Source organism: Pseudoxanthomonas broegbernensis (assembly GCF_014202435.1).
In the GTDB taxonomy this organism is placed as follows: Bacteria; Pseudomonadota; Gammaproteobacteria; order Xanthomonadales; family Xanthomonadaceae; genus Pseudoxanthomonas; species Pseudoxanthomonas broegbernensis.
In genome coordinates this window covers 488,421-512,048 of record NZ_JACHGU010000002.1, presented here as the reverse complement: position 1 = coordinate 512,048, position 23,628 = coordinate 488,421, and the positions used below count along the sequence as shown (strand labels likewise).

26 protein-coding genes are annotated in these 23,628 nt (G+C 72.6%); 4 read left to right on the top strand and 22 right to left on the bottom strand.

Annotated features, from left to right (window positions below):
• Positions 1-32 precede the first annotated feature (32 nt).
• Both grpE and hrcA read right to left on the bottom strand, forming a co-directional pair.
• On the bottom strand, positions 33-545 hold the full coding sequence (gene grpE, locus HNR76_RS05920) for a nucleotide exchange factor GrpE (RefSeq protein ID WP_162309950.1): 513 nt from the start codon (positions 543-545) through the stop codon (positions 33-35).
• A 70-nt stretch (positions 546-615) separates the two neighbouring features.
• Complete coding sequence (gene hrcA, locus HNR76_RS05915) at positions 616-1,674, bottom strand: heat-inducible transcriptional repressor HrcA (RefSeq protein WP_162309949.1); 1,059 nt, start codon at positions 1,672-1,674, stop codon at positions 616-618.
• Positions 1,675-1,896: 222 nt separating this feature from the next.
• Between hrcA and recN the strand changes: the two genes are divergently transcribed.
• Entirely contained in the window at positions 1,897-3,633 is a 1,737-nt protein-coding gene (recN, locus tag HNR76_RS05910; protein WP_162309948.1) for a DNA repair protein RecN, read from the top strand.
• A gap of 71 nt (positions 3,634-3,704) precedes the next feature.
• On the opposite strand, the gene fur is transcribed toward recN, so the two are convergent.
• Positions 3,705-4,112 (bottom strand): ferric iron uptake transcriptional regulator, encoded by a 408-nt coding sequence (gene fur / locus HNR76_RS05905; protein ID WP_162309947.1) that lies wholly within the window; start codon positions 4,110-4,112, stop codon positions 3,705-3,707.
• Positions 4,113-4,217: 105 nt separating this feature from the next.
• Here fur and HNR76_RS05900 point away from each other — a divergent pair, with 105 nt between their 5' ends.
• Positions 4,218-4,619, top strand: a complete 402-nt coding sequence (locus HNR76_RS05900; RefSeq protein WP_162309946.1) for an outer membrane protein assembly factor BamE — start codon at positions 4,218-4,220, stop codon at positions 4,617-4,619.
• Positions 4,620-4,622: 3 nt separating this feature from the next.
• Here HNR76_RS05900 and HNR76_RS05895 read toward each other — a convergent pair whose 3' ends face one another.
• Complete coding sequence (locus tag HNR76_RS05895) at positions 4,623-4,895, bottom strand: RnfH family protein (protein ID WP_162310126.1); 273 nt, start codon at positions 4,893-4,895, stop codon at positions 4,623-4,625.
• 2 nt (positions 4,896-4,897) lie between these two features.
• Entirely contained in the window at positions 4,898-5,326 is a 429-nt protein-coding gene (locus HNR76_RS05890) for a type II toxin-antitoxin system RatA family toxin (RefSeq protein ID WP_162309945.1), read from the bottom strand.
• A gap of 44 nt (positions 5,327-5,370) precedes the next feature.
• Between HNR76_RS05890 and smpB the strand changes: the two genes are divergently transcribed.
• Positions 5,371-5,886, top strand: a complete 516-nt coding sequence (gene smpB / locus HNR76_RS05885; protein WP_162309944.1) for an SsrA-binding protein SmpB — start codon at positions 5,371-5,373, stop codon at positions 5,884-5,886.
• A 61-nt stretch (positions 5,887-5,947) separates the two neighbouring features.
• Here smpB and hisIE read toward each other — a convergent pair whose 3' ends face one another.
• The 10 genes from hisIE to hisS form a co-directional block, all read right to left on the bottom strand.
• Positions 5,948-6,610, bottom strand: a complete 663-nt coding sequence (hisIE, locus tag HNR76_RS05880) for a bifunctional phosphoribosyl-AMP cyclohydrolase/phosphoribosyl-ATP diphosphatase HisIE (RefSeq protein ID WP_162309943.1) — start codon at positions 6,608-6,610, stop codon at positions 5,948-5,950.
• Positions 6,603-7,376, bottom strand: coding sequence for an imidazole glycerol phosphate synthase subunit HisF (gene hisF / locus HNR76_RS05875; protein ID WP_162309942.1), 774 nt, complete (start codon positions 7,374-7,376; stop codon positions 6,603-6,605). The genes hisIE and hisF overlap by 8 nt, the downstream gene beginning before the upstream one ends.
• On the bottom strand, positions 7,370-8,116 hold the full coding sequence (gene hisA, locus HNR76_RS05870) for a 1-(5-phosphoribosyl)-5-[(5-phosphoribosylamino)methylideneamino]imidazole-4-carboxamide isomerase (RefSeq protein ID WP_162309941.1): 747 nt from the start codon (positions 8,114-8,116) through the stop codon (positions 7,370-7,372). Before hisA ends, hisF begins: the two co-directional genes overlap by 7 nt.
• Positions 8,116-8,715, bottom strand: a complete 600-nt coding sequence (gene hisH / locus HNR76_RS05865; protein ID WP_162309940.1) for an imidazole glycerol phosphate synthase subunit HisH — start codon at positions 8,713-8,715, stop codon at positions 8,116-8,118. Before hisH ends, hisA begins: the two co-directional genes overlap by 1 nt.
• Positions 8,712-9,788: a bifunctional histidinol-phosphatase/imidazoleglycerol-phosphate dehydratase HisB gene (hisB, locus tag HNR76_RS05860; RefSeq protein ID WP_162309939.1), complete on the bottom strand. Its 1,077-nt coding sequence runs from the start codon at positions 9,786-9,788 to the stop codon at positions 8,712-8,714. Before hisB ends, hisH begins: the two co-directional genes overlap by 4 nt.
• Complete coding sequence (hisC, locus tag HNR76_RS05855) at positions 9,785-10,891, bottom strand: histidinol-phosphate transaminase (RefSeq protein WP_162309938.1); 1,107 nt, start codon at positions 10,889-10,891, stop codon at positions 9,785-9,787. The genes hisB and hisC overlap by 4 nt, the downstream gene beginning before the upstream one ends.
• Complete coding sequence (hisD, locus tag HNR76_RS05850; protein WP_162309937.1) at positions 10,888-12,228, bottom strand: histidinol dehydrogenase; 1,341 nt, start codon at positions 12,226-12,228, stop codon at positions 10,888-10,890. Before hisD ends, hisC begins: the two co-directional genes overlap by 4 nt.
• Complete coding sequence (gene hisG, locus HNR76_RS05845; protein WP_162309936.1) at positions 12,225-13,142, bottom strand: ATP phosphoribosyltransferase; 918 nt, start codon at positions 13,140-13,142, stop codon at positions 12,225-12,227. Before hisG ends, hisD begins: the two co-directional genes overlap by 4 nt.
• Positions 13,142-13,465: a YerC/YecD family TrpR-related protein gene (locus tag HNR76_RS05840; RefSeq protein WP_162309935.1), complete on the bottom strand. Its 324-nt coding sequence runs from the start codon at positions 13,463-13,465 to the stop codon at positions 13,142-13,144. Before HNR76_RS05840 ends, hisG begins: the two co-directional genes overlap by 1 nt.
• A 170-nt stretch (positions 13,466-13,635) precedes the next feature.
• Positions 13,636-15,060 (bottom strand): histidine--tRNA ligase, encoded by a 1,425-nt coding sequence (gene hisS / locus HNR76_RS05835; protein ID WP_162309934.1) that lies wholly within the window; start codon positions 15,058-15,060, stop codon positions 13,636-13,638.
• A 221-nt stretch (positions 15,061-15,281) separates the two neighbouring features.
• Between hisS and HNR76_RS05830 the strand changes: the two genes are divergently transcribed.
• Positions 15,282-15,941 carry a Crp/Fnr family transcriptional regulator gene (locus HNR76_RS05830; RefSeq protein WP_249065588.1) on the top strand — a complete coding sequence of 220 codons (660 nt, stop codon included), beginning with the start codon at positions 15,282-15,284 and terminating at the stop codon, positions 15,939-15,941.
• Between the two features lie 227 nt (positions 15,942-16,168).
• Here HNR76_RS05830 and cydC read toward each other — a convergent pair whose 3' ends face one another.
• From cydC to HNR76_RS05795, 7 genes are all read right to left on the bottom strand, one after another.
• Positions 16,169-17,860 (bottom strand): thiol reductant ABC exporter subunit CydC, encoded by a 1,692-nt coding sequence (gene cydC, locus HNR76_RS05825; RefSeq protein ID WP_162309932.1) that lies wholly within the window; start codon positions 17,858-17,860, stop codon positions 16,169-16,171.
• Complete coding sequence (locus HNR76_RS05820) at positions 17,857-19,749, bottom strand: ABC transporter ATP-binding protein/permease (protein WP_162309931.1); 1,893 nt, start codon at positions 19,747-19,749, stop codon at positions 17,857-17,859. Before HNR76_RS05820 ends, cydC begins: the two co-directional genes overlap by 4 nt.
• Before the next feature lie 137 nt (positions 19,750-19,886).
• Positions 19,887-20,669: a succinate dehydrogenase iron-sulfur subunit gene (locus HNR76_RS05815; RefSeq protein WP_162309930.1), complete on the bottom strand. Its 783-nt coding sequence runs from the start codon at positions 20,667-20,669 to the stop codon at positions 19,887-19,889.
• Between the two features lie 102 nt (positions 20,670-20,771).
• Positions 20,772-22,562 (bottom strand): succinate dehydrogenase flavoprotein subunit, encoded by a 1,791-nt coding sequence (sdhA, locus tag HNR76_RS05810; protein ID WP_162309929.1) that lies wholly within the window; start codon positions 22,560-22,562, stop codon positions 20,772-20,774.
• Between the two features lie 29 nt (positions 22,563-22,591).
• Positions 22,592-22,975, bottom strand: coding sequence for a succinate dehydrogenase, hydrophobic membrane anchor protein (gene sdhD, locus HNR76_RS05805; protein ID WP_162309928.1), 384 nt, complete (start codon positions 22,973-22,975; stop codon positions 22,592-22,594).
• The gene (sdhC, locus tag HNR76_RS05800; RefSeq protein ID WP_162309927.1) at positions 22,972-23,364 is read right to left on the bottom strand and encodes a succinate dehydrogenase, cytochrome b556 subunit; all 393 of its coding nucleotides are present in this window, start codon (positions 23,362-23,364) and stop codon (positions 22,972-22,974) included. Before sdhC ends, sdhD begins: the two co-directional genes overlap by 4 nt.
• A 61-nt stretch (positions 23,365-23,425) precedes the next feature.
• On the bottom strand, positions 23,426-23,599 hold the full coding sequence (locus tag HNR76_RS05795) for a DUF1674 domain-containing protein (protein WP_162309926.1): 174 nt from the start codon (positions 23,597-23,599) through the stop codon (positions 23,426-23,428).
• Positions 23,600-23,628: the final 29 nt, after the last annotated feature.

Below are 23,628 nucleotides of genomic sequence, written 5' to 3'. Positions count from 1 at the left end.
GCGCCGTTCAAGTGGCGCGGCGGCGGGCCGGTTCAGTCGTGGCGGGCCACCACCACCAGCGCCGGCCGCAGCAGGCGCTCGTTGAGGCGGTAGCCCTTCTGGAACACCTGCAGCACGCTGCCCGGCTCGGCCTGGCCGGGGTCGGCCTGGCTGATGGCCTGGTGGTGCTCGGGATCGAACGGCTCGCCCACCGGATCGACGATGGCCAGGCCATGCTCGCCGGCCACCTTCAGCAACTGGCGATAGGTCAGTTCCAGCCCGTCCCGAAGCGGCCCTTCGTGCCCGTCGGCGGCGACCAGGCCGGCGTCCAGGCTGTCGAACACCGGCAGCAGCTCGCCCAGCAGGCGCTCGTTGGCGAACTTGCGGGCGATGTCGATGTCGCGGGCCACGCGCTTGCGCTGGTTCTCCAGGTCGGCGCGCTCGCGCAGGGAGTCCATGCGCAACTGCTCGATTTCCGCGCGCAGGGCCTCGATCTCGTCGCGAAGCTGGGACTCGAGCGTGGCCTCACCTTCGTGGCCGGGTGAGGGGGTTTCGTTCTGGGTCATTGCGAATCGGCTCCGTGGCGGCGCTCCCGGCCGCCCATCCCGCCCGCTATGGGGACCGGGGCGGGGCGATTCAAGTCGCCGGCCGGTCGCCGCCCGGCGGCTGCAGCACCGCGCCGAGGACGTCGGCGGCCGCCTGGACCACCGGGATCACCCGGTCGTAGGCCATTCGGGTGGGGCCGATCACGCCCAGCACGCCCAGCACCTGGCCGCCGGCGCCGTAGGGCGCGGTGACCAGCGAGACCCCGTCCAGCGGCGCCAGCCCGGTCTCCTCGCCGATGAAGATGCGCACGCCCGGCGCGCGCTGGGTGCGCTCGAGCAGTTGCAGGATCTCGCGCTTGCGGGCGAAGGCCTCGAACAGCTCGCGCAGCCGGTCCACGTCCGACAGGTCCTGCAGGCCCATCAGCCGGGTCTGCCCGGCCAGGACCATGTCGTCGCCCGGCGGCTCCAGTGCCTGCTCGGCCAGCTCCACCGATTGCGCCAGCAACTGCTCCATCTCGTCGCGGGCCTGGCGCAGCTCGTGCAGCAGGGTCGCGCGGATCTGCGCCAGCGGCCGGCCGGCGCAATGGGCGTTGAGGTAGTTGGCCACCCGCTCCAGCTCGGCCGGCTCGAACGCCCGCTGCGGCTCGACCACCCGGTTCTGCACCTCGCCGTCGGCGAACACCACGATCGCCAGCACCCGGCGCCCGTCCAGGGGCACGAAGTCGATCTGGCGGAACGCGAACTGCCCGCGCCGCGGGGCGCTGACCACGCCGACGAAGCGGGTCATCGCCGACAGCAACTCGGAGGCGTTGCCCAGCAGCGCCTGGGTGCCGGCGCCGGCGGTCAGCTCGGCGCGCAGGCGCGCGACCTCGCGCTCGCCCAGCGAACGCACCTGCAACAGGCTGTCGACGAACATCCGGTAGCCCTGCACCGTCGGCACCCGGCCTGCCGAGGCGTGCGGCGAACTCAGCAGCCCGCTGTCCTCCAGGTCGGCCAGGATGTTGCGGATGGTGGCCGGGCTGACGTCCAGCCCCGCATGCCGGGCCAGGGTCTGCGACCCGACCGGCTCGCCGTCGCGGATGTAGCGCCCGATCAGGGTGCGCAGCAATTGCCGCGCACGAGGGTCCAGGGGCGGCGAGGCGGCGTTCATGCCGGAGTATAGATAGCCGCATGCGGCGATGGCCGCAAGCCGGGGGCCCGGGCCGGTACGCCGGCCGCGTGCCTGGGAGGGCGGCCCGCCGCGCCGTCCGGCATCGCCCCGGCCGGAGGAACGCCGGCACGGTATCGCCCGCCCCTGCAGCGGCCGGTCGCGCGGCCTGCGACGATGCGGCACCAGCATCGGACGCCACGCGCCGCCCCTACAATACGCCCCATGCTCACCCACCTCGCCCTCAAGGACTTCGCCGTCGTCCGCGCCACCGAACTGGAGTTCGGCCCGGGCATGACCGTGATCTCCGGCGAGACCGGCGCGGGCAAGTCGCTGCTGGTCGATGCGCTGGGCTTCCTGTCCGGCCTGCGCGCCGACAGCGGCGTGGTCCGGCACGGCAGCGAGCGCGCCGAGCTGTCGGCCGACTTCGACCTCGCCGGCAACGCCGCCGCCCGCCACTGGCTGGGCGAGAACGAGCTGGACGAGGACGGCCAGTGCCAGTTGCGGCGGGTGATCCGTGCCGACGGCGGCTCGCGCGCATGGATCAACGGCCGCCCGGCCACCCTGGCCCAGTTGACCGAGCTGGCCGGCCTGCTGGTGGAGATCCACGGCCAGCACCAGCACCAGTCCCTGCTTTCCCGCGCCAGCCAGTTGGCCCTGCTCGACGCCCATGCCGGCAACGATGCCGAGCGCAGTGCCGTGCGCAGCGCCGCCGCCGCCTGGCAGGCGCTCCTGGCCGAACGCGAGCGCCTGCTGGCCCAGGGCGACGTCGGCGACCGCATCGGCTGGCTGGAGCATCAACTGGCCGAGCTGGAGCGCGAGGACCTGGACCCGGCGGCATTGGCCGCCCTGGATGCCGCCCACCGCCGCCACGCCAACGCCGCCGGCCTGATCGCCGCCTGCGACGATGCCCTGGTCCGCCTGGGCGGCGACGATTCGCCCTCGCTGACCCGGCAGTTGCAGCAGGTCCGCGGCCACCTGGCGCGCGCCGCCGAACACGAGCCGCGGCTGGCCGAGGCGGACGTGCTGCTGGAAGGCGCCGGCGTGCAGATGGAGGAGGCGCTGGCCCTGGTCGGCCGCATCCGCGACGACCTCGAACTGGACCCGGCCCGCTTCGAGGAACTGGAGCGGCGCCTGGGCCGGCTCCACGACCTGGCCCGCAAGCATCGCCTGGCCCCGGCCGAACTGGCCGCGCACCGCGACAGCATCGCCGCCGAGCTGACTGCACTGCACGACGCCGGCCAGCGCCTGGACGGGCTGGACGCCGAGATCGACGCCGCCGCCGGCGCCTGGCGGCAGGCCGCCGCCGCGCTGACCGCCACCCGCACGGCGACCGCCCGGGAGCTGGCTCAGGCCACCACCTTGCTGATCGACGAGCTGGGCATGGGCGGCGGCCGCTTCCAGGTCGAATTGGAGCCGATGCCCGGCAACGGCCGCCCCGACCCGAACGGCGCCGAACGGGTCGAATTCCTGGTCGCGGCCAACGCCGGCCAGCCGCCGAGACCGCTGCGCAAGGTGGCCTCCGGCGGCGAGCTGTCGCGCATCTCGCTGGCCATCGAGGTCGCCGCGCTGGGGTCGGACGCGGTGCCAACGATGGTCTTCGACGAGGTCGACTCGGGCATCGGCGGCGCGGTGGCCGAGATCGTCGGGCGCAAGCTGCGCGAGCTGGGCCGCGCCCGCCAGGTGCTGTGCGTGACCCATCTGCCGCAAGTCGCCGCGCAGGGCCACGTCCATTACCGGGTCAGCAAGGCGCCGGTCGAGGGCATCACCCGCAGCGCGGTCGAGCGGCTGGACGCGGCCGGGCGCGAGGCGGAGCTGGCACGCATGCTCGGCGGCGTGGCAATCGGCCCGGAGGCCCACGCCGCGGCCCGGCGCCTGCTCGACGGGGCGGTGGCGGCCGATGCGCAGGCCAAGCCGGCGCAGCGCCCGCCGCGGCGGCGCGCGGGCGGCGCTGCGCGCTGAGTAGAGGCCCGGTTGCGGGGCGGCGGCCGGTGGGCGCGAGCGCCCCGCGAAGGATGTCCCGGAAGCGGCTTCTAGCGGCGCTTCTTGCGCACGTACAGCACCAGCGAATGCTCCTCCAGCTCGTAGCCGTGCTTGGCGGCGATCTCGCGCTGCAGTTCCTCGATCTCGCTGCTCTCGAACTCGATGATCTGGCCTGTATCCACGTCGACCATGTGGTCGTGGTGGCCGCCGCGGTCCAGTTCGTACATCGCCTGGCCGCCCTCGAAGTTGTGCTTGAGCACCAGGCCCGCCGCCTCGAACTGGGTCAGCACCCGGTAGACCGTGGCCAGGCCGATCTCGTCGCCGCGGTCCAGCAACTGGCGGTAGATGTCCTCGGCGGTGAGGTGGTGCTCGGGCTGCTTCTGCTCGAGCAACTGGAGGATGCGCATTCGTGGGTGCGTAACCTTCAGGCCGACGCGGCGCAGCTCGTTCGATTCCATGGACACTCCTCCATTCACTGCCGGTTTACCGCCGGGCGCGCGGGAGGCGGCCGTGCGATGCGCCGGGAGTGTATCATCGGGCCACTTCCCGCCCCGTGTGCCCGCATGCTCCGTTTCCGCCGCCTGCTGCTGATCGCCCCTCTCTCGCTCGCCGTCGCCGGCTGCGGCATCCTCTACAAGCAGCCGATCTACCAGGGCAACCTGATGGAAAAGGAAGCCGTGGACCAGTTGCGCCCGGGCCTGAGCAAGCAGCAGGTCGTCAGCCTGCTCGGCACGCCCTCGCTGGCCGACCCGTTCCACGCCCAGCGCTGGGACTACGCCTCCAGCCAGCGCACCAACCGCCGCGGCACCGTCGAGATCAAGACCCTCACCCTGCATTTCGAGAACGACGCGCTGGCGCGCTGGGAAGGCGACTACTTCCCCGAGCAGGACGCGGACCTGGCCCGCAACTCGCTGCGCCAGTTCGGCCCCAACCTGGCCAAGGAAAAGGACAAGCGCCGCCGCTGATCCTCAGCGCCCGCGCGCTCCCGCACCGCCGGCGGCGCGCCGGCGCCGCGCCTCTTTCGGGTCGGCCTGCAGCGGCCTGAGCAGTTCCACCCGGTCGCCATCCCGCAGCCGTTGTCCGGCTTGCGCGGCCACGCCGTACACGGCATAGCCCGCGACGTCCCGCGCCGGCAGCCCGGCCAGGCGCACCGCGTCGCCCACCGTGGCCCCGTCCTCCAGCGACAGCTCCCGCACCTGCTGGCGGTGCGGCCAGGCGAGCACCACCTGCACCCGCAGCATGCTCATCCGCCCCGGTCGGCCACGCGCACGAAATCGTCGACCATGCGATCGGCCAGCCCCTGGAAACCCAGCGCGAGGACCGGGGCCAGCAGCCGCGAGGCTGGCTCGAAATCAAGCGTCAGCGTCACCTTGCATGCGGTCTCGTCCAGCGACTGGAAGTTCCAGAGGCCGTGCAGCTTCTTGAACGGGCCGTCGCGCAGCCGCATGTCGATCCGCCAGGGCCGCTCCAGTCGGTTCTCGGTAGTGAACCAGGTGCTCAGCGAGCCCAGCCCCAGGTCCAGCCGGGCCAGCATCCGGCCTTCGTCCTGCTCCAGCACCTGGGCCTGCTCGCACCAGGCGAAGCGGCGCGGATAGGCGGCCACGTCGTTGACCAGGTCGAACATGCGGGAGGCCGGGTGCGCGACCAGGGCGCTGCGCTGAATGCTGGGCATGCGTTGGACGTCTGCGGGCGCCCGAATTGGGCGACAATGGCCGGATGAGCAAGAAACCGGCCCATGATAAGGCAAAGGCGAAATCGAAGGCCGAGCCGGCCAACCGCACCATCGCCCTGAACAAGCGCGCGCGCTACGAGTACCACCTCATCGAGCGCGTCGAGGCCGGGATCGCGCTGCAGGGCTGGGAGGTCAAGGCCATCCGCGCCGGCCGCGCCAACCTGACCGACGGCTACGCCTACGTCCAGGACGGGGAGATCTACCTCATCGGCGCGCAGATCACCCCGCTGATCCAGGCCTCCACCCACGTGGTCGCCAACGACCGCCGCACCCGCAAGCTGCTGCTGCACCGGCACGAGATCGACAAGCTGATCGGCAAGGTCGAGCGCGAAGGCCACACCCTGGTGCCGACCGCGATGTACTGGAGCGGGAACAAGGTCAAGCTGGAGATCGCCCTGGCCAAGGGCAAGAAGGAACACGACAAGCGCGACACCGAGAAGGAACGCGACTGGCAGCGCGAGAAGCAGCGCGTCATGCGCCGGCACAACAAGAACGCCTGATACGCGCCCGCCGCGCGCGGCGGCTTCGGCCATGCCGGCCGGGGCCGGCATGGCCCGGCGTTCAGCGCCGGTGGCGCTGGGCCAGCACCTGCACCGCGTCGGCCAGCGACAGGCCGCGCGAATGCAGCAGCACGACCAGGTGGTAGATCAGGTCGGCCGATTCCCCCAGCAACTGGGCGTCGTTCTGGGCCACGCCGGCCAGTGCGGTCTCCACGCCCTCCTCGCCCACCTTCTGCGCGATGCGGCGCACGCCGGCCTCGAACAGGCCGGTGGTGTAGCTGCCTTCCGGGCGCTCGCGGGCGCGCCGGGCGATCAACGCGTCCAGTTCGCTCAGGAAACCGATGTCGCCCGCGGGCGGTGCGGCTTCGCCCGCGATCGCCGGCGCGGCGGGGAAGCAACTGGCGCGCTGCAGGTGGCAGGTGGGGCCGCGCGGCCGCGCCAGCACCAGCAGCGCGTCCGAATCGCAGTCGGCCTGCACGCCGGCCAGTTCCAGCACGTGCCCGGAGGTCTCGCCCTTGGTCCAGAGCCGCTGCTTGCTGCGGCTGTAGAAGGTGACCAGCCCGGTGTTCTGGGTCGCGCGCAACGCATCGCGGTCCATGTAGCCGACCATCAGCACGCGCAGGCTGTCGGCGTCCTGGACGATGGCCGGCAGCAGGCCCTCGCCCTTGTCCCAATCCAGAGACTCGGTGGACAGGGGGCCTGCGATGGGGGAAGGGCTAGACATCGCGCACCTCGATCTGGCGCTCCCGCAGGAAGCGCTTGAGTTCCGGAATGGGAATGGTGCCGCTGTGGAACACGCTGGCGGCCAGCGCCCCGTCCACGTCGGCCTGCTCGAACACCGCGGCGAAGTGCTGCATCTCGCCGGCGCCGCCGGAAGCCACCAGCGGCACCTTGCACAGCGCCCGCGCCTGGCGCAGTTGGGCGATGTCGTAGCCGCGGCGCACGCCGTCGCTGTCCATGCAGTTGAGCACGATCTCGCCGGCGCCCAGGCGTTGCGCCTCGGCGATCCAGTCCAGGGTGCGCACCGCCAGCGCGCGGGTCTTGTCCGGGTCGCCGGTGTTGGTGCGCACCCGCCACTGGCCGTCGGCCTCGCGGATCGAATCGATGCCCACCACCACGCATTGCACGCCGAAGGCGTCGGCCAGCTCGGACACCAGCGCCGGGCGCTCCAGCGCCGGCGAGTTGACCGAGATCTTGTCGGCGCCGGCGTGCAGCATCCGGCGCGCGGTCTCCACGTCGCGGATGCCGCCGGCCACGCAGAACGGGATGTCGATCAGCCGCGCCACCCGCTCGACCCAGGCGTAGTCCACCGAGCGCCCTTCGGGGCTGGCGCCGATGTCGTAGAACACCAGCTCGTCGGCGCCCTGGTCGCGATAGCGCAGCGCCAGCTCGACGATGTCGCCCATGTCGACGTGGTCGCGGAAGCGCACGCCCTTGACCACGCGGCCGCCGCGCACGTCCAGGCAGGGAATGAGGCGGCGGCTCAGCACGGCTGCGCCTCGGCCAGCGCGTCGTGCAGGCTGAGCCGGCCTTCCAGCAGGGCGCGGCCGAGCACCGCACCGGCGCAACCGGCCTGGCGGGCGGCGCGCACGTCGGCCGCGTCGCGCACGCCGCCGGACGCCTGCACGTCCACGGCCGGCGCCAGCGCGCGCAGGTGCGCGTACAGCTCCAAATTCGGCCCGGACAGCATGCCGTCGCGGGCGATGTCGGTGCACAGCAGGTGGCGCAGCCCGGCGGCCACGTAGCGCGGCAGCAGCGCGTCCAGAGTGACGCCCGCGTCCTCGGTCCAGCCGTGGACCGGCAACTGCCATGCCCCTTCGGCGTCCTGGCGCGTGTCCAGGGCCACGGTGATGCGCCCGCCGCCGAACTCGGACAGCCACTCGATCACGGTTTCCGGCTCGCGCACCGCCAGCGAACCGACCACCACGCGCGCGGCCCCGGCATCGAGCATCCGCGCCACGTCCTCGCGAGAGCGCACGCCGCCGCCGGTCTGCACCTGCAGGCCGGTGGTCCGGGCGATGTCGCCCAGCAAGGAGAGCAGGGTGTAGCCGCCGGCCTTGGCCGCGTCCAGGTCGACCAGGTGCATCCAGTGCGCGCCGGTGGCGGCGAAGGCCGAGGCGCGCGGCAGCGGATCGTCGCCGTATTGCGTCTCGCGCGCGTAATCGCCCTGCGCCAGGCGCACGACGCGGCCGCCGCGGATGTCCAGCGCGGGGTAAACGATGAAGCCCATCAGTGGTCCATCTCCAGGAAGTTGCGGAGGATGCGCGCGCCGGTGGCGGCCGAGCGCTCGGGGTGGAACTGGGCGCCGCACCAGCGGCCATGCCGGACCACGGCGGTGAACAGGCCGCCGTGGTCGCTGGCGGCCACGGTATCGGCGGTCACCGGCGCGGCGTAGCTGTGCACGAAGTAGGCGCTGTCGCCATCGGCCACGCCATCCAGCAGCGGCGAGGGACGCATCGCACGCAGCGCGTTCCAGCCCATGTGCGGCACCCGGATGCCCGGCGCCTGCGGCAGCTTGCGGACCACGCCGGGCACCAGGCCCAGGCATTCGACCTCGCCCTCCTGCGAGCGCTCGTACAGCAACTGCATGCCCAGGCAGATGCCCAGCAGCGGCACCTGCAGCGCGCGCAAGGGCGCCACCAGGTCCTGTTCGTGCAGGCGGCGCATCGCTTCCGGCGCGGCGCCCACGCCCGGCAGGATCACCCGCCGCGCGCCGCGCAGCCCGGCCGCGTCGGCGACCACGCGCGGCCGCACGCCCAGGCGCTCCAGCGCGTAGCAGACCGAGCCGAGATTGGACCCGCCGGCGTCGACGACGGCGACATCGCTCACAGCACGCCCTTGGTCGAAGGCAGCGCATCGCCCTCGCGGCGGATCGCCTGGCGCAGCACCCGCGCCAGCGCCTTGAAGCTGGCCTCGATCTTGTGGTGGTCGTTGTCGCCGGTGACGGTCATGTGCAGGTTGAGCCCCGCGGCGTCGCACAGCGAGCGGTAGAAGTGCTCGACCAGCTCGGTGGGCATGTCCCCCACCCGCTCGCGGCTGAACTTCCCCTCGAACACCAGGTACGGCCGGCCGCTGAAGTCCAGCGCCGCGCTGGCGCAGGTCTCGTCCATGGGCAGGGTGAAGCCGTAGCGGCCGATGCCGCGCTTGTCGCCCAGCGCCTGGCGCAACGCCTGGCCCAGGGCCAGGGCGGTGTCCTCGATGGTGTGGTGCTCGTCGATGTGCAGGTCGCCGTCGGTGCGGATGTTCAGCGCGAAGCCGCCGTGCTTGCCAATCTGCTCGAGCATGTGGTCGTAGAACGGCAGGCCGGTGTGGACCTGCGGCTCGGCCACGCGGTCCAGGTCCACCTCCACCCGGATCCTGGTTTCCTTGGTATCGCGCTCGACCACCGCCCGGCGCGGCGCGTCGGCCAGCTCGTGGGCGATGCCGGCCCAGTCCCAGTCGCCGCCGAACTGTTCGGTCTTCAACTGGAATGCGCGGATGCCCAGGTTGGCGGCGAACTCGTTGTCGGTGGGGCGGTCGCCGACCATGGCCGAGCGCTTCCAGTCGATGCCGCGGTCCTGGATGTAGGGCAGCACCAGGCCGATACCCGGCTTGCGCGTGGGCTTGTTCTCGTGCGGCCAGCTCGGGTCGATCAGCACGTCGCGGAAGGCGATGCCTTGGCTCTGGAACACCTGCATCATCAGGTTGTGCGGGCCATCGAAGCTGGCCTGGGGATAGCCCTCGCTGCCCAGGCCGTCCTGGTTGGAGACCATCACGAACTGCCAGCCGGCATCGCGCAGCTTCAGCAGCGCCGGAATCACGCCCCGCACGAAGCGCAGCTTCTCGTAGGCGTCGATCTGGAAGCCTTCCGGTTCCTCGATCAGGGTGCCGTCGCGGTCGACGAACAGGATGGGGGTGCTCATGCGGCGGTTTCCTTCGCGTCCAGCGCGTCCAGGACGCGGTCGTTCTCTTCGGGGGTGCCCAGGCTGATGCGCAGCGCATCGCCCAGTTGCGGCGCGGCGCGCTGGTCGCGGACCACCACGCCGGCGGCCAGCAGCCGGGCGAAGGCGCCACCGGCGTCGGCGAAGCGGACCAGCAGGTAATTGCCGTCGGAGGGGTACACGCGGACCACGCCGCGCAGCGCGGCCAGCGCCCGGGCCAGGCGCTCGCGCTCGCCGCGTATCTGCTCCACCCGCGCGGCGGTGCGCGCCAGCGCCTCCTGCGACAGCCCGGCCACGGCCAGGTCGGCGCAGGGCGTGGGGATGGGATACGGCGCCTGGCAGGCGCGCAGCACGCGCACCAGCGCCGGGTCGGCGAGCAGCGTCCCGATCCGGGCCGCCGCCAGCGCGTGCGCCTTGGACAGCGTGCGCAGCACCGCCACGTTGCGGTGCGCCGGCATCAGCGCGATGGCCGATGGCGATTCGGAAAATTCGCCGTAGGCCTCGTCCACCACCACCAGTGCGCGCCCGGCCAGGCGCGCGGCCAGGGCGGCGATGCCTTCCAGCGGCACGCTGCCGCCGGTGGGGTTGGAAGGCGAGCACAGGAACACCAGCTTCGCCCCGCCCCGCTCGGCCGCCACGGCCACCGCCTCCAGATCCACGCCGAAACCGGCCTGACCGTCGACCAGCGGCACCTCGATCAGGCGCGCATCCTGCAGACGCGCGCTGACCGCGTACATGCCGAACACCGGCGGCGTGGTGACGATGGCGTCGCGGGCGGGCACGCACAGCGCACGCACCAGCAGGTCGATGGCCTCGTCGCTGCCACGGCCCACCAGCACCTGTTCCGGCGCGCAGCCGTAGAGCCGGGCCAGTGCCTGGCGCAGCGCCGGCGGCTGCGGCTCGGGATAGCGCCGGCTGCCACCGGCGGCGTCGGCCGGGTTCGCCCATGGGCTTTCGTTGGCGTTGAGCCAGACCTCGCCGCGCAGGTCGCAGGTGCGCGCCGAGGCGTAGCCGCCGAAACCGCGCAGGTCCTCGCGCACCAGTCGCAGCAGGTCGTCGGCCTGGCGTGTGTCCGCGGCATTCATGCCGATGCCTCCTGCATGCGCAGGACCACCGCGTGGGCGTGGGCGTCCAGCCGCTCGGCCCGCGCCATCGTCACCGCGCAGGCGCCGATGGCGAGGATGCCTTCGCGGCTTGCCGCCTGCACGCTCACGAAGTTCTGGAAGCTGGCCACGCTGACCCCGCTCCACGCGCGGGCCGCGCCGTTGGTCGGCAGCACGTGGTTGGTGCCGCTGCAGTAGTCGCCCAGCGCCTCCGGGGTCCAGTCGCCGAGGAACACCGAGCCGGCCACCTCCACCTGCCGCAGCCAGTCGCGCGGCTGGCGCAGGGCCAGGATCAGGTGCTCGGGCGCATAGGTGTTGCTGATGGCGAACGCCTGCTCCAGCGTGTCCACCCGGATCAGGCGCGATGCCGACAGCGCCTTGCGCGCGATCGCCGCGCGCGGCAGCGCCTCCAGTTGCACCGCCAGTTCGGCCTCCACCCGGTCGATCAGCGCCGCGCTGTCAGTCAGCAGCAGCACCTGAGAATCGGGACCGTGCTCGGCCTGCGAGAGCAAGTCGGCGGCGACGAAGGCGGCGTTGGCGCCCTCGTCGGCGATCACCAGCACCTCCGACGGGCCGGCCGGCATGTCGATGGCCGCCGCCCCGCTCTGCACGACCTGGCGCTTGGCCTCGTCCACGTAGCCGTTGCCGGGCCCGAAGATCTTGTCGACCTTGGGTACGCTCGCGGTGCCGAAGGCCAGGGCCGCCACGGCCTGGGCGCCCCCCAGCTTGAACACCCGGTCCACGCCGGCCAGCCGGGCGGCGACCAGCACCGCCGGGTCGGCCGTCCCGTCGGCGCGCGGCGGCGTGCACACCACCACCTCGCGGCAGCCGGCCAGGCGCGCGGGCACGCACAGCATCAGCGCGGTGGACGGCAGCGGCGCACTGCCGGCGGGCACGTACAGGCCCACCCGCGGCACCGGCCGGATCATGCGCTCGCACTGCACGCCCGGCGCGGTCTGGACCACGTAGCCCTGGCTCATGCCCGCACGGTGGAACGCCTCGATGCGCTGCAGGGCCTGCGTCATGGCCTGGCGCAGGTCGGGCGCCACGGCGGCCTCGGCGGCGGCGAACTCGGCCGCGTCGACCTCGAAGCGCTCCAGTTCCACGCGGTCGAAGCGCGCGGTCAGTTCGCGCAGCGCCGCATCGCCGCGCGCGCGTACCGCCTCGATCACGGCCGCCACCGATTCGCGCGTGGCCTGGGCCACGGCCTGCACCGGCCGCGCCAGCGCGCGGTCGCGCGCGGCGGCGTCCAGCCCCGTCCACTCCAGGCGGTTCCAGGCGCGCGCACCCGTGGCGGCATCGATGGAAGTGGTGTTCATGCCAGCGACCTCTCCACCGTCAGCACCATCAACTCGCGCGCGCCGGCGCGCTCCAGGTCCTCCAACTGCTGCCAGCTCACCGCGCCCTCGCACATCGTCTGCAGCGACAGGCTGCCGTTGGCGCCAGGCAACTGCACCAGCGGCCCGGCATCCTGCAGGAGGCGCTCCAGTTCCGGCAGCGACTCGCGCCGGGCGCTGAACATCAGGAGCTTGCGGTCCTTGAGCTGGAGCACGCCGTCCACCCGGCGCAGCAGCATCTGCGCCAGGCCGGCGCGGGCGTCGTCGAAGCCGTGCGCCGGACCGGCCAGCACCGCCTCGCTGTCGAGCAGGTTCTCCACCGGCTTGAGCTGGTTGGCCAGCAGCGTGGCGCCGCTGGAAACCAGGTCGCAGATCAGTTCGGCCGTGCCCAGGCGCGGGGCGATCTCCACCGAACCGGACAGTTCCACCACCTGCGCGTCGATGCCCTGGCGCTGCAGCCACTGGGCGAGGATGGCCGGATAGCTGGTGGCGATGCGCAGGCCCCTGCCCTTCAACTGCTCCGGCCCGCTCCACTCCCAGTCCTCCGGCACCGCCAGCATCAGCCGGCACTGGCCGAAGCCCAGGCCACGCAGCTCGCGGTAGGCCTGCGGCAGGCCGTTGCGGGCACGCGCGCCGGCCTGCTCGTCGAGCTCGTTGCGGCCGACCACGCCCAGGTCGCAGACGCCATCGGCGATCAACCCGGGGATGTCGTCGTCGCGGACCAGCAGCAGGTCCACCGGCAGCGTTTCGCCGTAGCAGAACAGCTTGTCGCGGCTCTCGCGCCAGCTCAGGCCGCAGGCCGCCAGCAGCTTGCGTGCCGGCTCGGCCAGGCGGCCGCTCTTCTGGATGGCGATGCGCAGGCGGTCGCGGGTGGCGGTGCCCAGGGTGGGGTTCATCATGCGTTTCTCGCGCTGGTGGAACGGCAACGGCGGCGCAGGGCCAGCGCGTAACCGCCGGTGCCGCGCTCCAGCGTGCGCGCGACCCGGCCGATGGTGGTGACGCTGACCTGGGTCAGCTCGTGGATCTCGCGGTAGGGCACGCCCTGCCGCAGCAGCGGCACCACCCGCCAGCGGTCGCTCATCGCTTCCAGCTCGGCGGGGGTGCACAGGTCTTCCAGGAACGCGCGCACGTCGCCGGCCTCGCGCAACGAGGCCAGCGCCTGGGCGAGGACGTCCAGCTTCTGTTCCTCGTCCTCGTTGTCGTCCCCGCGCCGCTTCATTCCGGTCCCGCGCCCATCCAATGTAATAACGTGCTATCACATTGGAACAGAGCCGGGGCGCTCCGGTCAAGCGGTGGCGCGGCCGGAACGCATGCGGCAGCGGCCCTGGCACCGGACGGCCGGCACCTGGATACCGCACGGGGAAATGGCCATCGCCCGGGCCCGCCCGCTCAGCGGCCGGCCAACGCCCGCGCCTGCTCCAGCTCGACCCGCAGGGTGCCGGCCAGTTCCTCGCGCGAGACCTCGAACTGCTGCTCCCGCGCCAGGTCCTTGACCGCGACCACGCCGCGCGCCAGTTCGTCCTCGCCGGCCAGCACCACGAAGCGGATGCCGGCGCGCGCGGCGTACTGGAACTGCTTGCCGACCTTGCGCGCCTCCATCTGCACCTCGGTGTTGATGCCGCCGGCGCGCAGGTGGCGGGCGATGTCCAGCGCCTGGTCCAGCCGCGCCTCGTCCATCAGCGCCACCATCGCCTGCACGCTGCTCTCGGCGATGCCGGCGATCAGGCCCGCCTCGCGCAACTGCCAGAACAGCCGGGTCAGGCCGATGGAGATGCCCACGCCCGGCAGCCTGGACTTGGTGTAGTGGCTGGCCAGGTCCTCGTAGCGGCCACCGGAGCAGATCGAGCCGATCTCCGGGTGCTCGACCAACTGGGTCTCGTAGACCGTGCCGGTGTAGTAGTCCAGGCCGCGGGCGATGGAGAAGTTCAGGCAGTAGGCCGACTCGGGCACGCCCAGCGCCTTGACCAGGCCCAGCACCTCGCGCAGTTCGGCCGCACCCGCGCGCAGCGCCTCGCCCGCGTCCGCCCCCGCCTGGGCGAGCGCGGCGTCGATCCTCGCCAGCGCATCGTCGTGCGACTGCGAGCGCACCGCGACGAAGGCCAGGATGCGTTCCACCGCCGCCGCCGGCAGGCCGAAATCCGGGCCGGCGAGCGTGTCGCGCACGTAGTCGGCGCCGCGCTTGTCGAGCTTGTCCACCTCGCGCAGGACCAGCGCCTGCTGCTGCGGGTCGGTCACGCCCTGGGCCTGGAAGAAGCCGCGCATCAGCTTGCGGTTGTTCAGGTGCACCCGGAAGGCGCCGATGCCCAACTCGGAGAACACCGCGTGGATCACCGCCAGCACCTCGGCGTCGTAGCGGATGTTCAGCGTGTCCTTGCCGATCACGTCGATGTCGCACTGGTAGAACTCGCGGAAGCGGCCGCGCTGGGCGCGCTCGCCGCGGTACACGCGCTGCATCTGGTAGCGGCGGAACGGGAAGCTCAGCTCGTGCTCGTGCTCGGCCACGTAGCGCGCCAGCGGCACGGTCAGGTCGAAGCGCAGGGCCAGCTCGGGCGGCCCGCCGTCGCCCTTGCCGGCCTCGGCATCCGCCGCGGCGTTGGCCAGCGCGCCGGTGGACTGGACGAAGTACACCTGCCGCTCGGTCTCGCCGCCGGACTTGGTCAGCAGCACTTCCGACAGCTCGAATACCGGTGTTTCCACCGGCAGGAAGCCGAAGCGCTCGTAGTTGCGGCGGATGACGTCGAGCATGCGCTGGAAGGCGATCTGCTCGCGCGGCAGCAGCTCCATGATGCCGGGCGGGGTGCGGGGCTTGATCAAGCGGAAAACTCCTGGACGACACGCGATCTGGAGCGCCGATTCTACCGTGCCCGGCGCGCTCGCCGATGCACCCGGGCGGCGGCGTGGGCGGGGCGCTTGCCGGTATCATGGCCCTCTCGCCGCCCCTGCCCCCACGCATGCCCTGGCCCCCGTTCGACAGCCCCTGCCTGGTTCCCGCGCCGGCCGAAGCCGGCCCGCTGGGGCCATGCATGCATTGCCAGGTGCGCCATCTGGCAATCTGCTCGGTGCTCTCGCCCGCGGAAGTGCATGCGCTGGACGCGGTGGCCGGCGCGCAGGTGCTGACGCCGGGCGCGGTGCTGGCCCACCAGGGCGAGCCGCGCCGGTACGTATACACCGTCACCCGCGGCGCGCTGCGGCTGGTGCGGCTGTCGGCCGACGGCCGGCGCCAGGTGGCCGGGTTCGCCCTGCCCGGCGATTTCGTGGGCCTCAGCGGCGCGGCCGTGCACCAGCACGACATCGAGGCATTGGGCGAGACCGAGCTGTGCCGCTTCAGCATGGAGGCCATGCGCCACCTGGGCACGCAGTTCCCGCACCTGCAGGGCAAGTTGCTGGAGCGGGCCTGCACCGAGCTGGACTCGGCGCGCGACCAGATGATGGCGCTGGCGCGGATGAACCCGACCGAGCGCATCGCCGACTTCCTGCTGAAGCTGGCCGCGCAGCAGGCGCGCGGCGGCGATCCGGCGGCCTCGGTTGCGCTGCCGATGCCGCGCGGCGACATCGCCGACCACCTCGGCCTGACCGTGGAGACGGTCAGCCGCTGCCTGACCGCGCTGCGCACGCGCGGGCTGATCGCGCTGCCGGAAACCTACCGGGTGGACATCCTCGACTTCGCCGGGCTGGAAGCGCTCAACGCGGCCTGACGGCGGCGCCGGGTGGCCACCGGCGCAGCGGGCCGGCCGGGGCGTTTTGCCGATGCGCGGGAGCCAAGTCCAATCGGCGGCTTGAAGTGGTGCCGCCCATGGCTGGCGCCCGGGCGATGTCGCCGGCTGAAGTCGGCCCCTGCATGGAAGTCGCAACCGGCGGCGGCGGCGGCGCACCGATCTTGCCGCTGCCGGTGCCGGTCTGTGGCCGGCTGCCGAAACGCCGGTTATCCCGGCGGCCGCATGCCGGGCGCCGTGACGGGATGGAGCCGCCCGTCCTGCAACCGCAGCCGGCGCCAGGGCAGCGACGCGGGCAATGCGCCGTGGCTGACCAGCAGCAGGCTGCGCCCGCCCAGCGCCCGCTCCAGGTCCAGCAGCAGCGCGGCGGCCGCGTCCTCGTCCAGGCCCTCGGTGGGTTCGTCCAGCACCAGCAGCGGCGCCGGGCGCAGCAGCGCGCGGGCCAGCGCCAGCCGGCGCGCCTGGCCGGCGGAAAGCAGGGCGCCGCCCTCGCCCACCTCGCTGTCCAGCCCGCCGGAGGCGCGCACCCGCGCCTCCAGGTCCAGCGCGGCCAGCACTCGCCACATCGCCGCCTCGCCGGCTTCCGGATCGCCCATGCGCAGGTTCTGGCGCACGCTGCCGGCGAACACCGTGGCCTCCTGCGGCAACCAGGCCACCCGCGCATGCCACTCGGCCTGGGCGAAGCGGCGCAGGTCGACGCCGTCCCAGCGCACCGCGCCGGCCGCGGGATCGTGCACGCGCAGGGCCAGCGCGGTCAGGGTGCTCTTGCCGCCGCCGCTGTCGCCGCCGATCGCCACCCGCTGTCCCGGCTCGATCCGCAGGTCGATGCCGTCCAGTACCCGGCGCCCGCCGGGATGGGCGAAGACGACGCCTTGCAGGCATAGCGCGCCGGTGGCCGGCACCGCCTGCGGCAGCGGCGGGTCGACCACCGTGGCCGCGGCGTCCACCACCGCGCGCAGGCGTCGCGCCGAGGCCCGCCCGCCCTGCAGCGCCTGCCACGCCAGGCCCGCGCCGGCCCACACGTCCAGCAGCGCCAGGGTGACGAAGACCAGGGCGGCGGCGTGCGCCGGCGCAATCCGTCCCGCGTGCGCGGCGGAGGTAGCCAGCACGGTCATCGCCAGCAGCGCGGACATGCCGCACAGCGCATGCAGCAGGTCACCGGCGGACAGCCTGCGACGGCGGCGGCATCCGCTGTCGGCCAGCGCCCCGGCCGCATCGTCCACCCGGCCGGCCCAGCGGCGGGTCGCCCCCATCGCCGCCAGGTCGGCCGCGCCCTCGATGCCTTCGTGCACGCACGTGCGCAGCGCGGCCTGCAGCGCCGCATGCCGGTGTTCCAGCACCTGCCCCCGGCGCGCGACCAGGGCCGGCACCCCGGCGCCCATCGCCAGCGCGGCAACGGCGAGGATCGGCGCGGCCCACGGGTCGACCCAGGCCGCCCACGCGATCCCCAGCAGGCCGATGCCGAGCATGGCCGCCAGCGGCCCCAGTGCGCGCACGAACAGGCCGTCGACCTGGCCGATGTCGTCCATCAGCCGCCCCATCAGCTCGCCGGTGCGCAATGCGCCCAGCCGTGCCGGCGCCAGCGGCAACGCGCGGCGGAAGAACCAGGCGCGAAGGTCACGGGCGATGCGCAAGGTGGCGTCGTGGCCGGCCAGCTTCTCGGCATAACGCGACAGGATGCGCGCCAGTGCCAGCGCACGGACGCCGGCCGAGGGCGAGAAGAAATTGAAGCCGGCCGCCGTGCCCGCGGCCAGCGCGGCGGCGGTGATGAAGCCGCCGGCCAGGCCGAGCAGCGCGGTGCCGGCCAGCATCGTGGCCAGCAGCGCCGCCGCGGCGGCGAGCATGCGCCCGCGATGGACGGCGAACACCGCAGCCAGCCCTTCGCTGCGTACAGGTTTCATGGCGGCATTCCCTCCGCGTCGCGCAGCACGCCGCCGGGCAGTTCCAGCACCCGGCCGGCCCAGCGCATCACCACCGGGCTGTGGGTGGCGACCAGCACCGCGCGACCGGCCGCGTAGGCGGACAGGGCCTCCAGCAACGCGGCCTCGGTCCCGGGGTCGAGGAAGGCGGTGGGCTCGTCGAGCAGCAGCAAGCGCGGGTCGCGCAGCAGCGCGCGCGCAAGGCCCACGCGCCGGGCCTCGCCGCCCGACAGGCCGAAGCCGCGCTCGCCGACCACCGTATCCAGGCCCTGCGGCAGGCCGGCGGCGAAGCGCATGACCTGCGCCGTGCGGGCCGCCGCCTGCAGCGCCGCCGCATCGGCCTGCGGCCAGGCCAGGCGCAGGTTGTCGGCCAGGCTGCCTTGGAACAGGTACGGACGCTGCCCGGCATGGGCCGGTTCGAGGCCGGGCGCCATCGCGATGCGTCCCTGCGCCGGCGGCAGCCAGCCGGCGATGGCCTCCAGCAACGTACTCTTGCCGCAGCCGCTGGGACCGGTGACGGCCAGGCGTTCGCCCGTGCCCAGGGCGAACGAAAGGTCGGCGAACAGCAACGGCGCATCCGTGGCCGCGCGCAGCGCCAGCCGCTCGACGCGCAGGAGCGGCGCGGCGGCCGTCATCCGGCCAGGCCCGGCCGCCGATGCCGGCAAAGCGCTGTGCGCTCCGGGCGCGCCGGTGCCCGAAGCGCCCGTCGCTTCGCCATCGTCGTGCATGCCGCCGCGGCCGTCTCCTGCCCGGGCATGGTCAGCCACGCCGCCGTCCGCGGCCTCCGGCTCCATCGATCCGCCCGGCCCGGCCGCCGGCAGAACGCCCGCGCCGGTGGCATCGGGCAAGGCCCCCAGCATTGCCTCGATCTCCGCGGCCGCGGCCAACGCGCCGGCACGGTCGTGGTAGTGCGTGGCCAGGCGCCGCATCGGTGCGAAGAATTCCGGCGCCAGCAACAGGCAGAACAGACCGGTGCGCAGGTCCGGCCGGGGGCCGTCGCCGAGCAGGCCCAGGTAGCCCAGGCCAAAGTACAGCGCCACCGCGGCCACGCTGAGCGAAGCGAAGAATTCCAGCACGGTCGACGACAGGAAGGCGATGCGCAGCACCCGCAGGGTCCGCTCGCGCACGCCTTCGGCGGCTTCCACGATCCCCGCCAGCTCCGCCTCGCCGCGCCCGTACAGGCGGATCAGGCCCAGGCCCTTGAGCCGGTCGGCGAAGTGCCCGCCCATCCGCGCCAGTTCCGCCAGTTGCCCACGGCTGGCCGCCTCCGCGCCCAGGCCGACCAGCATCATGAACAGCGGCACCAGCGGCGCGGCCAGCAACAGCACCAGCGCCGGCAGCCAGTCCACGGCGAAGATCGCCAGCAGGAGGGCCGGCGGCACCCAGGCCACCTCGGTGCGCGCGGGCAGGTAACCGGCGCAGTAGCCCTCCAGCGCTTCGACGTGCGCCAGCGGCAGTTCGCCCAGCGCGCCGCTGCGGCGCGTGCGCAGCCAGCGCGGGCCGTGCGCCTGCAGGATGGCGTACAGGCGTGCGCGCAGCTCCCGCTTCGCCGCCTCGGCCACGTCGCCGGCGGCGTCCTGCGCAAGCCGGCCCAGCAGTGCACGCAGCAGCAGCGTCGCCGCCAGCACGGCGAAGCAGGCGCTCCAGCGCGCGGGGGAATGGCCGTCGACCAGCACGCCCTGCAGCAGCGAGGCCATGGCCCAGGCCTGCGGCAGCAGCAGCCAGCCGGCCGCGACCACGCACGCCGACGCCAGCCGCCGGCGGCCGCTCGCCGACGCCGCCAGCGAAAGCAGCCAGCGCTGGCGCTGGCGGCGCAGTCCATGGTCCTGCACGGGGGCGATGGGGAGTTCCGTGTCGACGGTGTCGGCCAATCCGGATGCGGCGGGACGAAGTTGCCCGCCATTGTAGGCGGCCGCCTCCGCCGGGCACGCGGGGCCGGCCGCCCCGCAAAAGCGAAGGCCCGGTCGCCCGGGCCTTCGCACTGCCGCATCGCGCTTGCCGTTGCCGGTCAGGCGCGCCGCGCCATCATCAGCTTCTTGATCTCGGCGATGGCCAGTGCCGGGTTCAGGCCCTTCGGGCAGGTCCGGGCGCAATTCATGATGGTGTGGCAGCGATACAGCTTGAACGGATCCTCCAGGTCGTCCAGGCGCGCGCCGGTGTCCTCGTCGCGCGAATCGACGATCCAGCGGTAGGCCTGCAGCAGGACCGCCGGGCCCAGATAGCGCTCGCCGTTCCACCAGTAGCTCGGGCACGAGGTCGAGCAGCAGGCGCACAGGATGCACTCGTACAGGCCGTCGAGCTTCTTGCGGTCCTCCGGCGACTGCAGGCGCTCGCGGTCGGGCGGCGCCGGGGTCTGGGTGCGGATCCACGGCTTGATCGAGGCGTACTGCGCGTAGAAATGGGTCAGGTCCGGCACCAGGTCCTTGACCACCTCCATGTGCGGCAGCGGGTAGATCGGCACCTCGCTCTTCCTGCAGTCGGCGATGGCGCGGGTGCAGGCCAGGGTGTTGGTGCCGTCGATGTTCATCGCGCACGAGCCGCAGATGCCCTCGCGGCAGGAGCGGCGGAAGGTCAGGGTCGGGTCGATCTCGTTCTTGATCTTGATCAGCGCGTCCAGGACCATCGGCCCGCACGCGGCCAGGTCCACCTCGTAGGTATCGGTGCGCGGGTTGGCGCCGTCCTCCGGGTTCCAGCGGTACACCTTGAACGTGCGCGGGTTCTTCGCGCCCTTGGCGGGAAAGTGCTTGCCCTGGGTGATCCGGGAATTCTTCGGGAGACTGAACTCTGCCATGGCTGTTCTCGTTGGCTCAGGCGGCCCGCTGGGCGAGCGGGGCGAGCGCCGGGCGCGCGTCGCGGGGGAGGAGGTTCGGGTGCTGCATGCTGGCCGGCCCGCTCAGTACACGCGCGGCTTGGGCGGCACCACGGCCACGTCGTCGGTGAGCGTGTACATGTGCACCGGGCGGTAGTCGAAGCTGCAGTTGCCCTTCCCGTCCACCGTCACCAGCGTGTGCTTCTGCCAGTTGACGTCGTCGCGCTCGGGGTAGTCCTCGTGCGCGTGGGCGCCGCGGCTCTCGTGGCGCTGCTCGGCCGAGTTGATGGTGGCCACGGCGTTGATCAGCAGGTTGTTCAGCTCGTAGGTCTCGATGAGGTCGGAGTTCCACACCAGCGAGCGGTCGGCGACCTTGACGTCCTCGAAGCTGGCGAAGATCTCGGCCATCTTCTCGCAGCCTTCCTTCAGCGTCTGGCTGGTGCGGAACACCGCCGCGTCGGCCTGCATGGTGCGCTGCATGCGGTCGCGGATCACCGCCGTCGGGGTGTCTCCGTCGGCATGGCGCAGCCTGTCCAGCAGCGACAGCGCCTTGTCGCAGGCATCGGACGCCAGCGGCTTGTGCGGGGCGTTCCTCTGGATCGTCTCGGCGCAGCGGTTGGCCACCGCGCGCCCGAACACCACCAGGTCCAGCAGCGAGTTGGAGCCCAGGCGGTTGCCGCCGTGCACCGATACGCAGGCCGCCTCACCGATGGCGTACAGGCCCGGCACCACCGCGTCGGGATCGCCGCCGACCTTGCGCACCACCTCGCCGTGGTAGTTGGTGGGGACGCCGCCCATGTTGTAGTGCACGGTCGGGATCACCGGAATCGGCTGCTTGGTCACGTCCACGCCGGCGAAGATGTGCGCGCTCTCGGCGATGCCGGGCAGCTTCTCGTGGATCACCTCCGGACCCAGGTGGGTCAGGTCGAGCAGGATGTGGTCCTTGTGCTCGCCCACGCCGCGGCCCTCGCGGATCTCGATGGTCATCGAGCGCGACACCACGTCGCGCGAGGCCAGGTCCTTGTAGTGCGGGGCATAGCGCTCCATGAAGCGCTCGCCGCTGGAATTGCGCAGGATGCCGCCTTCGCCGCGCACGCCCTCGGTGATCAGGCAGCCGGCGCCGTAGATGCCGGTGGGGTGGAACTGGACGAACTCCATGTCCTGCAGCGGCAGGCCGGCGCGGGCCACCAGGCCGCCGCCGTCGCCGGTGCAGGTATGGGCCGACGTCGCGCTGAAATAGGCGCGCCCGTAGCCGCCGGTCGCCAGGACCACGCCGTGAGCGCGGAACAGGTGCAGCGAGCCCTCGGCCATGTCCAGCGCCAGCACGCCGCGGCACACGCCCTCCTCGTCGAACACCAGGTCCAGGGCGAAGTACTCGATCATGAAGCGCGCGTCGTGCGCCAGCGACTGCTGGTACAGGGTGTGCAGCATCGCGTGGCCGGTGCGGTCGGCCGCCGCGCAGGTGCGCTGCGCCGAGGGGCCCTCGCCGTAGCGGGTGGTCATGCCGCCGAACGGGCGCTGGTAGATCTTGCCGTCCTCGGTACGCGAGAACGGCACGCCGTAGTGCTCCAGCTCGATGACCGAGGGGATGGCCTCGCGGCACATGTACTCGATGGCGTCCTGGTCGCCCAGCCAGTCGCCGCCCTTGACGGTGTCGTAGAAGTGGTAGCGCCAGTCGTCCTCGCCCATGTTGGCCAGCGCGGCGGCGATGCCGCCCTGGGCGGCCACGGTGTGCGAGCGGGTCGGGAAGACCTTGGTCAGGCACACCGTCTGCAGGCCCTTCTGGGCCAGGCCGAAGGTGGCGCGCAGGCCGGCGCCGCCGGCGCCGACGACGACCATGTCGTACTTGTGTTCGGTGATCTTGTAGGCGGACATTCGGTCTGGAATCCTTCTGCGGGGCGCGCTCAGCCGGCCAGCGCGATGCGGGCCACGGCGAAGATGCTGACGATGGCGCCCAGCACCGCGATGAACTTCACGCTGACCTGCAGCGCCAGGGCCGCCAGCGAGTTGTGGATGTAGTCCTCCAGCACGACCTGCAGGCCGAGCTGGGCGTGCCAGAACGAGGCCGCCAGGAAACCCACCAGCAGGATCGCGTTCCACGGCCTGGACACCGCATCGGCGGCGGTCAGGTAGTCGCTGCCGACCAGGCTCAGCACGAACCACACGAACCAGATGCCGAGGAAGACCAGGGCGGTGGCGGTCAGCCGCTGGTGGACGAAGTGCTCGGTGCCGGTCTTGGCCGTGCCCAGGCCGCGCGCGTTCTTCAGGGGCGTGCGGAAACGGCTCATGCGGCACCTCCGTTGAATGCGCAGGCCCAGATCAGCGCGGTGATGGCCAGGCTGCCGGCCACCGACAGCCAACTGCTGCGGATGAAGGCCGGGATGCTGAAACCATGGCCGAAGTCCTGGACGACGTGGCGGATGCCATTGCACAGGTGGAAGGCGAACGCCCAGGTCCAGCCGAATAGGAACGCCTTGCCGTACCAGGCGCCGGCCGCGGCGGTGAAGCAGGCCCAGTGCTCCGGGCCCAGCATCAGGCACAGCAGCCCGGCGGCGATGGCCAGCGCGCCGGCCGCCAGGACGATGCCGGTGGCGCGGTGCAGGATCGAGGTCACCATCTGGATTTGCCAGCGGTACACCTGCAGATGCGGTGACAGGGGACGTTCGCGAGTGCTCATCGGCTGGCTCGTTGTCTCGGCTGTGCGGCCCGGAGGGCGCGCGTGGCTTATGGGCGCGGCGTCAGAAATCGACGCAGCGGCCGTTCTTTTCCCAGTCTCCGTAGCGGGTCGGCTCCGGGCCCTCGCGGCCCCCGATCTCACGCGGCGTCGCCCGTGCGGCGGCATCCGTGGACGGCTGCGTTCCATCCTCCGGCCTTTCGGCGGATTCGGGAACCACAGGGCTTTGACCTATCATTGGGAACTCCTTGCAACGCACAAAATTTT

Bases quoted from the DNA above. Each gene is read 5' to 3' on its own strand.
- grpE (WP_162309950.1), bottom strand. From the start codon at position 545: ATGACCCAGAACGAAACCCCCTCACCCGGCCACGAAGGTGAGGCCACG.
- hrcA (WP_162309949.1), bottom strand. From the start codon at position 1,674: ATGAACGCCGCCTCGCCGCCCCTGGACCCTCGTGCGCGGCAATTGCTG.
- recN (WP_162309948.1), top strand. From the start codon at position 1,897: ATGCTCACCCACCTCGCCCTCAAGGACTTCGCCGTCGTCCGCGCCACC.
- fur (WP_162309947.1), bottom strand. From the start codon at position 4,112: ATGGAATCGAACGAGCTGCGCCGCGTCGGCCTGAAGGTTACGCACCCA.
- HNR76_RS05900 (WP_162309946.1), top strand. From the start codon at position 4,218: ATGCTCCGTTTCCGCCGCCTGCTGCTGATCGCCCCTCTCTCGCTCGCC.
- HNR76_RS05895 (WP_162310126.1), bottom strand. From the start codon at position 4,895: ATGCTGCGGGTGCAGGTGGTGCTCGCCTGGCCGCACCGCCAGCAGGTG.
- HNR76_RS05890 (WP_162309945.1), bottom strand. From the start codon at position 5,326: ATGCCCAGCATTCAGCGCAGCGCCCTGGTCGCGCACCCGGCCTCCCGC.
- smpB (WP_162309944.1), top strand. From the start codon at position 5,371: ATGAGCAAGAAACCGGCCCATGATAAGGCAAAGGCGAAATCGAAGGCC.
- hisIE (WP_162309943.1), bottom strand. From the start codon at position 6,610: ATGTCTAGCCCTTCCCCCATCGCAGGCCCCCTGTCCACCGAGTCTCTG.
- hisA (WP_162309941.1), bottom strand. From the start codon at position 8,116: ATGGGCTTCATCGTTTACCCCGCGCTGGACATCCGCGGCGGCCGCGTC.
- hisB (WP_162309939.1), bottom strand. From the start codon at position 9,788: ATGAGCACCCCCATCCTGTTCGTCGACCGCGACGGCACCCTGATCGAG.
- hisC (WP_162309938.1), bottom strand. From the start codon at position 10,891: ATGAATGCCGCGGACACACGCCAGGCCGACGACCTGCTGCGACTGGTG.
- hisD (WP_162309937.1), bottom strand. From the start codon at position 12,228: ATGAACACCACTTCCATCGATGCCGCCACGGGTGCGCGCGCCTGGAAC.
- hisG (WP_162309936.1), bottom strand. From the start codon at position 13,142: ATGAACCCCACCCTGGGCACCGCCACCCGCGACCGCCTGCGCATCGCC.
- HNR76_RS05840 (WP_162309935.1), bottom strand. From the start codon at position 13,465: ATGAAGCGGCGCGGGGACGACAACGAGGACGAGGAACAGAAGCTGGAC.
- cydC (WP_162309932.1), bottom strand. From the start codon at position 17,860: ATGAAACCTGTACGCAGCGAAGGGCTGGCTGCGGTGTTCGCCGTCCAT.
- HNR76_RS05815 (WP_162309930.1), bottom strand. From the start codon at position 20,669: ATGGCAGAGTTCAGTCTCCCGAAGAATTCCCGGATCACCCAGGGCAAG.
- sdhA (WP_162309929.1), bottom strand. From the start codon at position 22,562: ATGTCCGCCTACAAGATCACCGAACACAAGTACGACATGGTCGTCGTC.
- sdhD (WP_162309928.1), bottom strand. From the start codon at position 22,975: ATGAGCCGTTTCCGCACGCCCCTGAAGAACGCGCGCGGCCTGGGCACG.
- sdhC (WP_162309927.1), bottom strand. From the start codon at position 23,364: ATGAGCACTCGCGAACGTCCCCTGTCACCGCATCTGCAGGTGTACCGC.
- HNR76_RS05795 (WP_162309926.1), bottom strand. From the start codon at position 23,599: ATGATAGGTCAAAGCCCTGTGGTTCCCGAATCCGCCGAAAGGCCGGAG.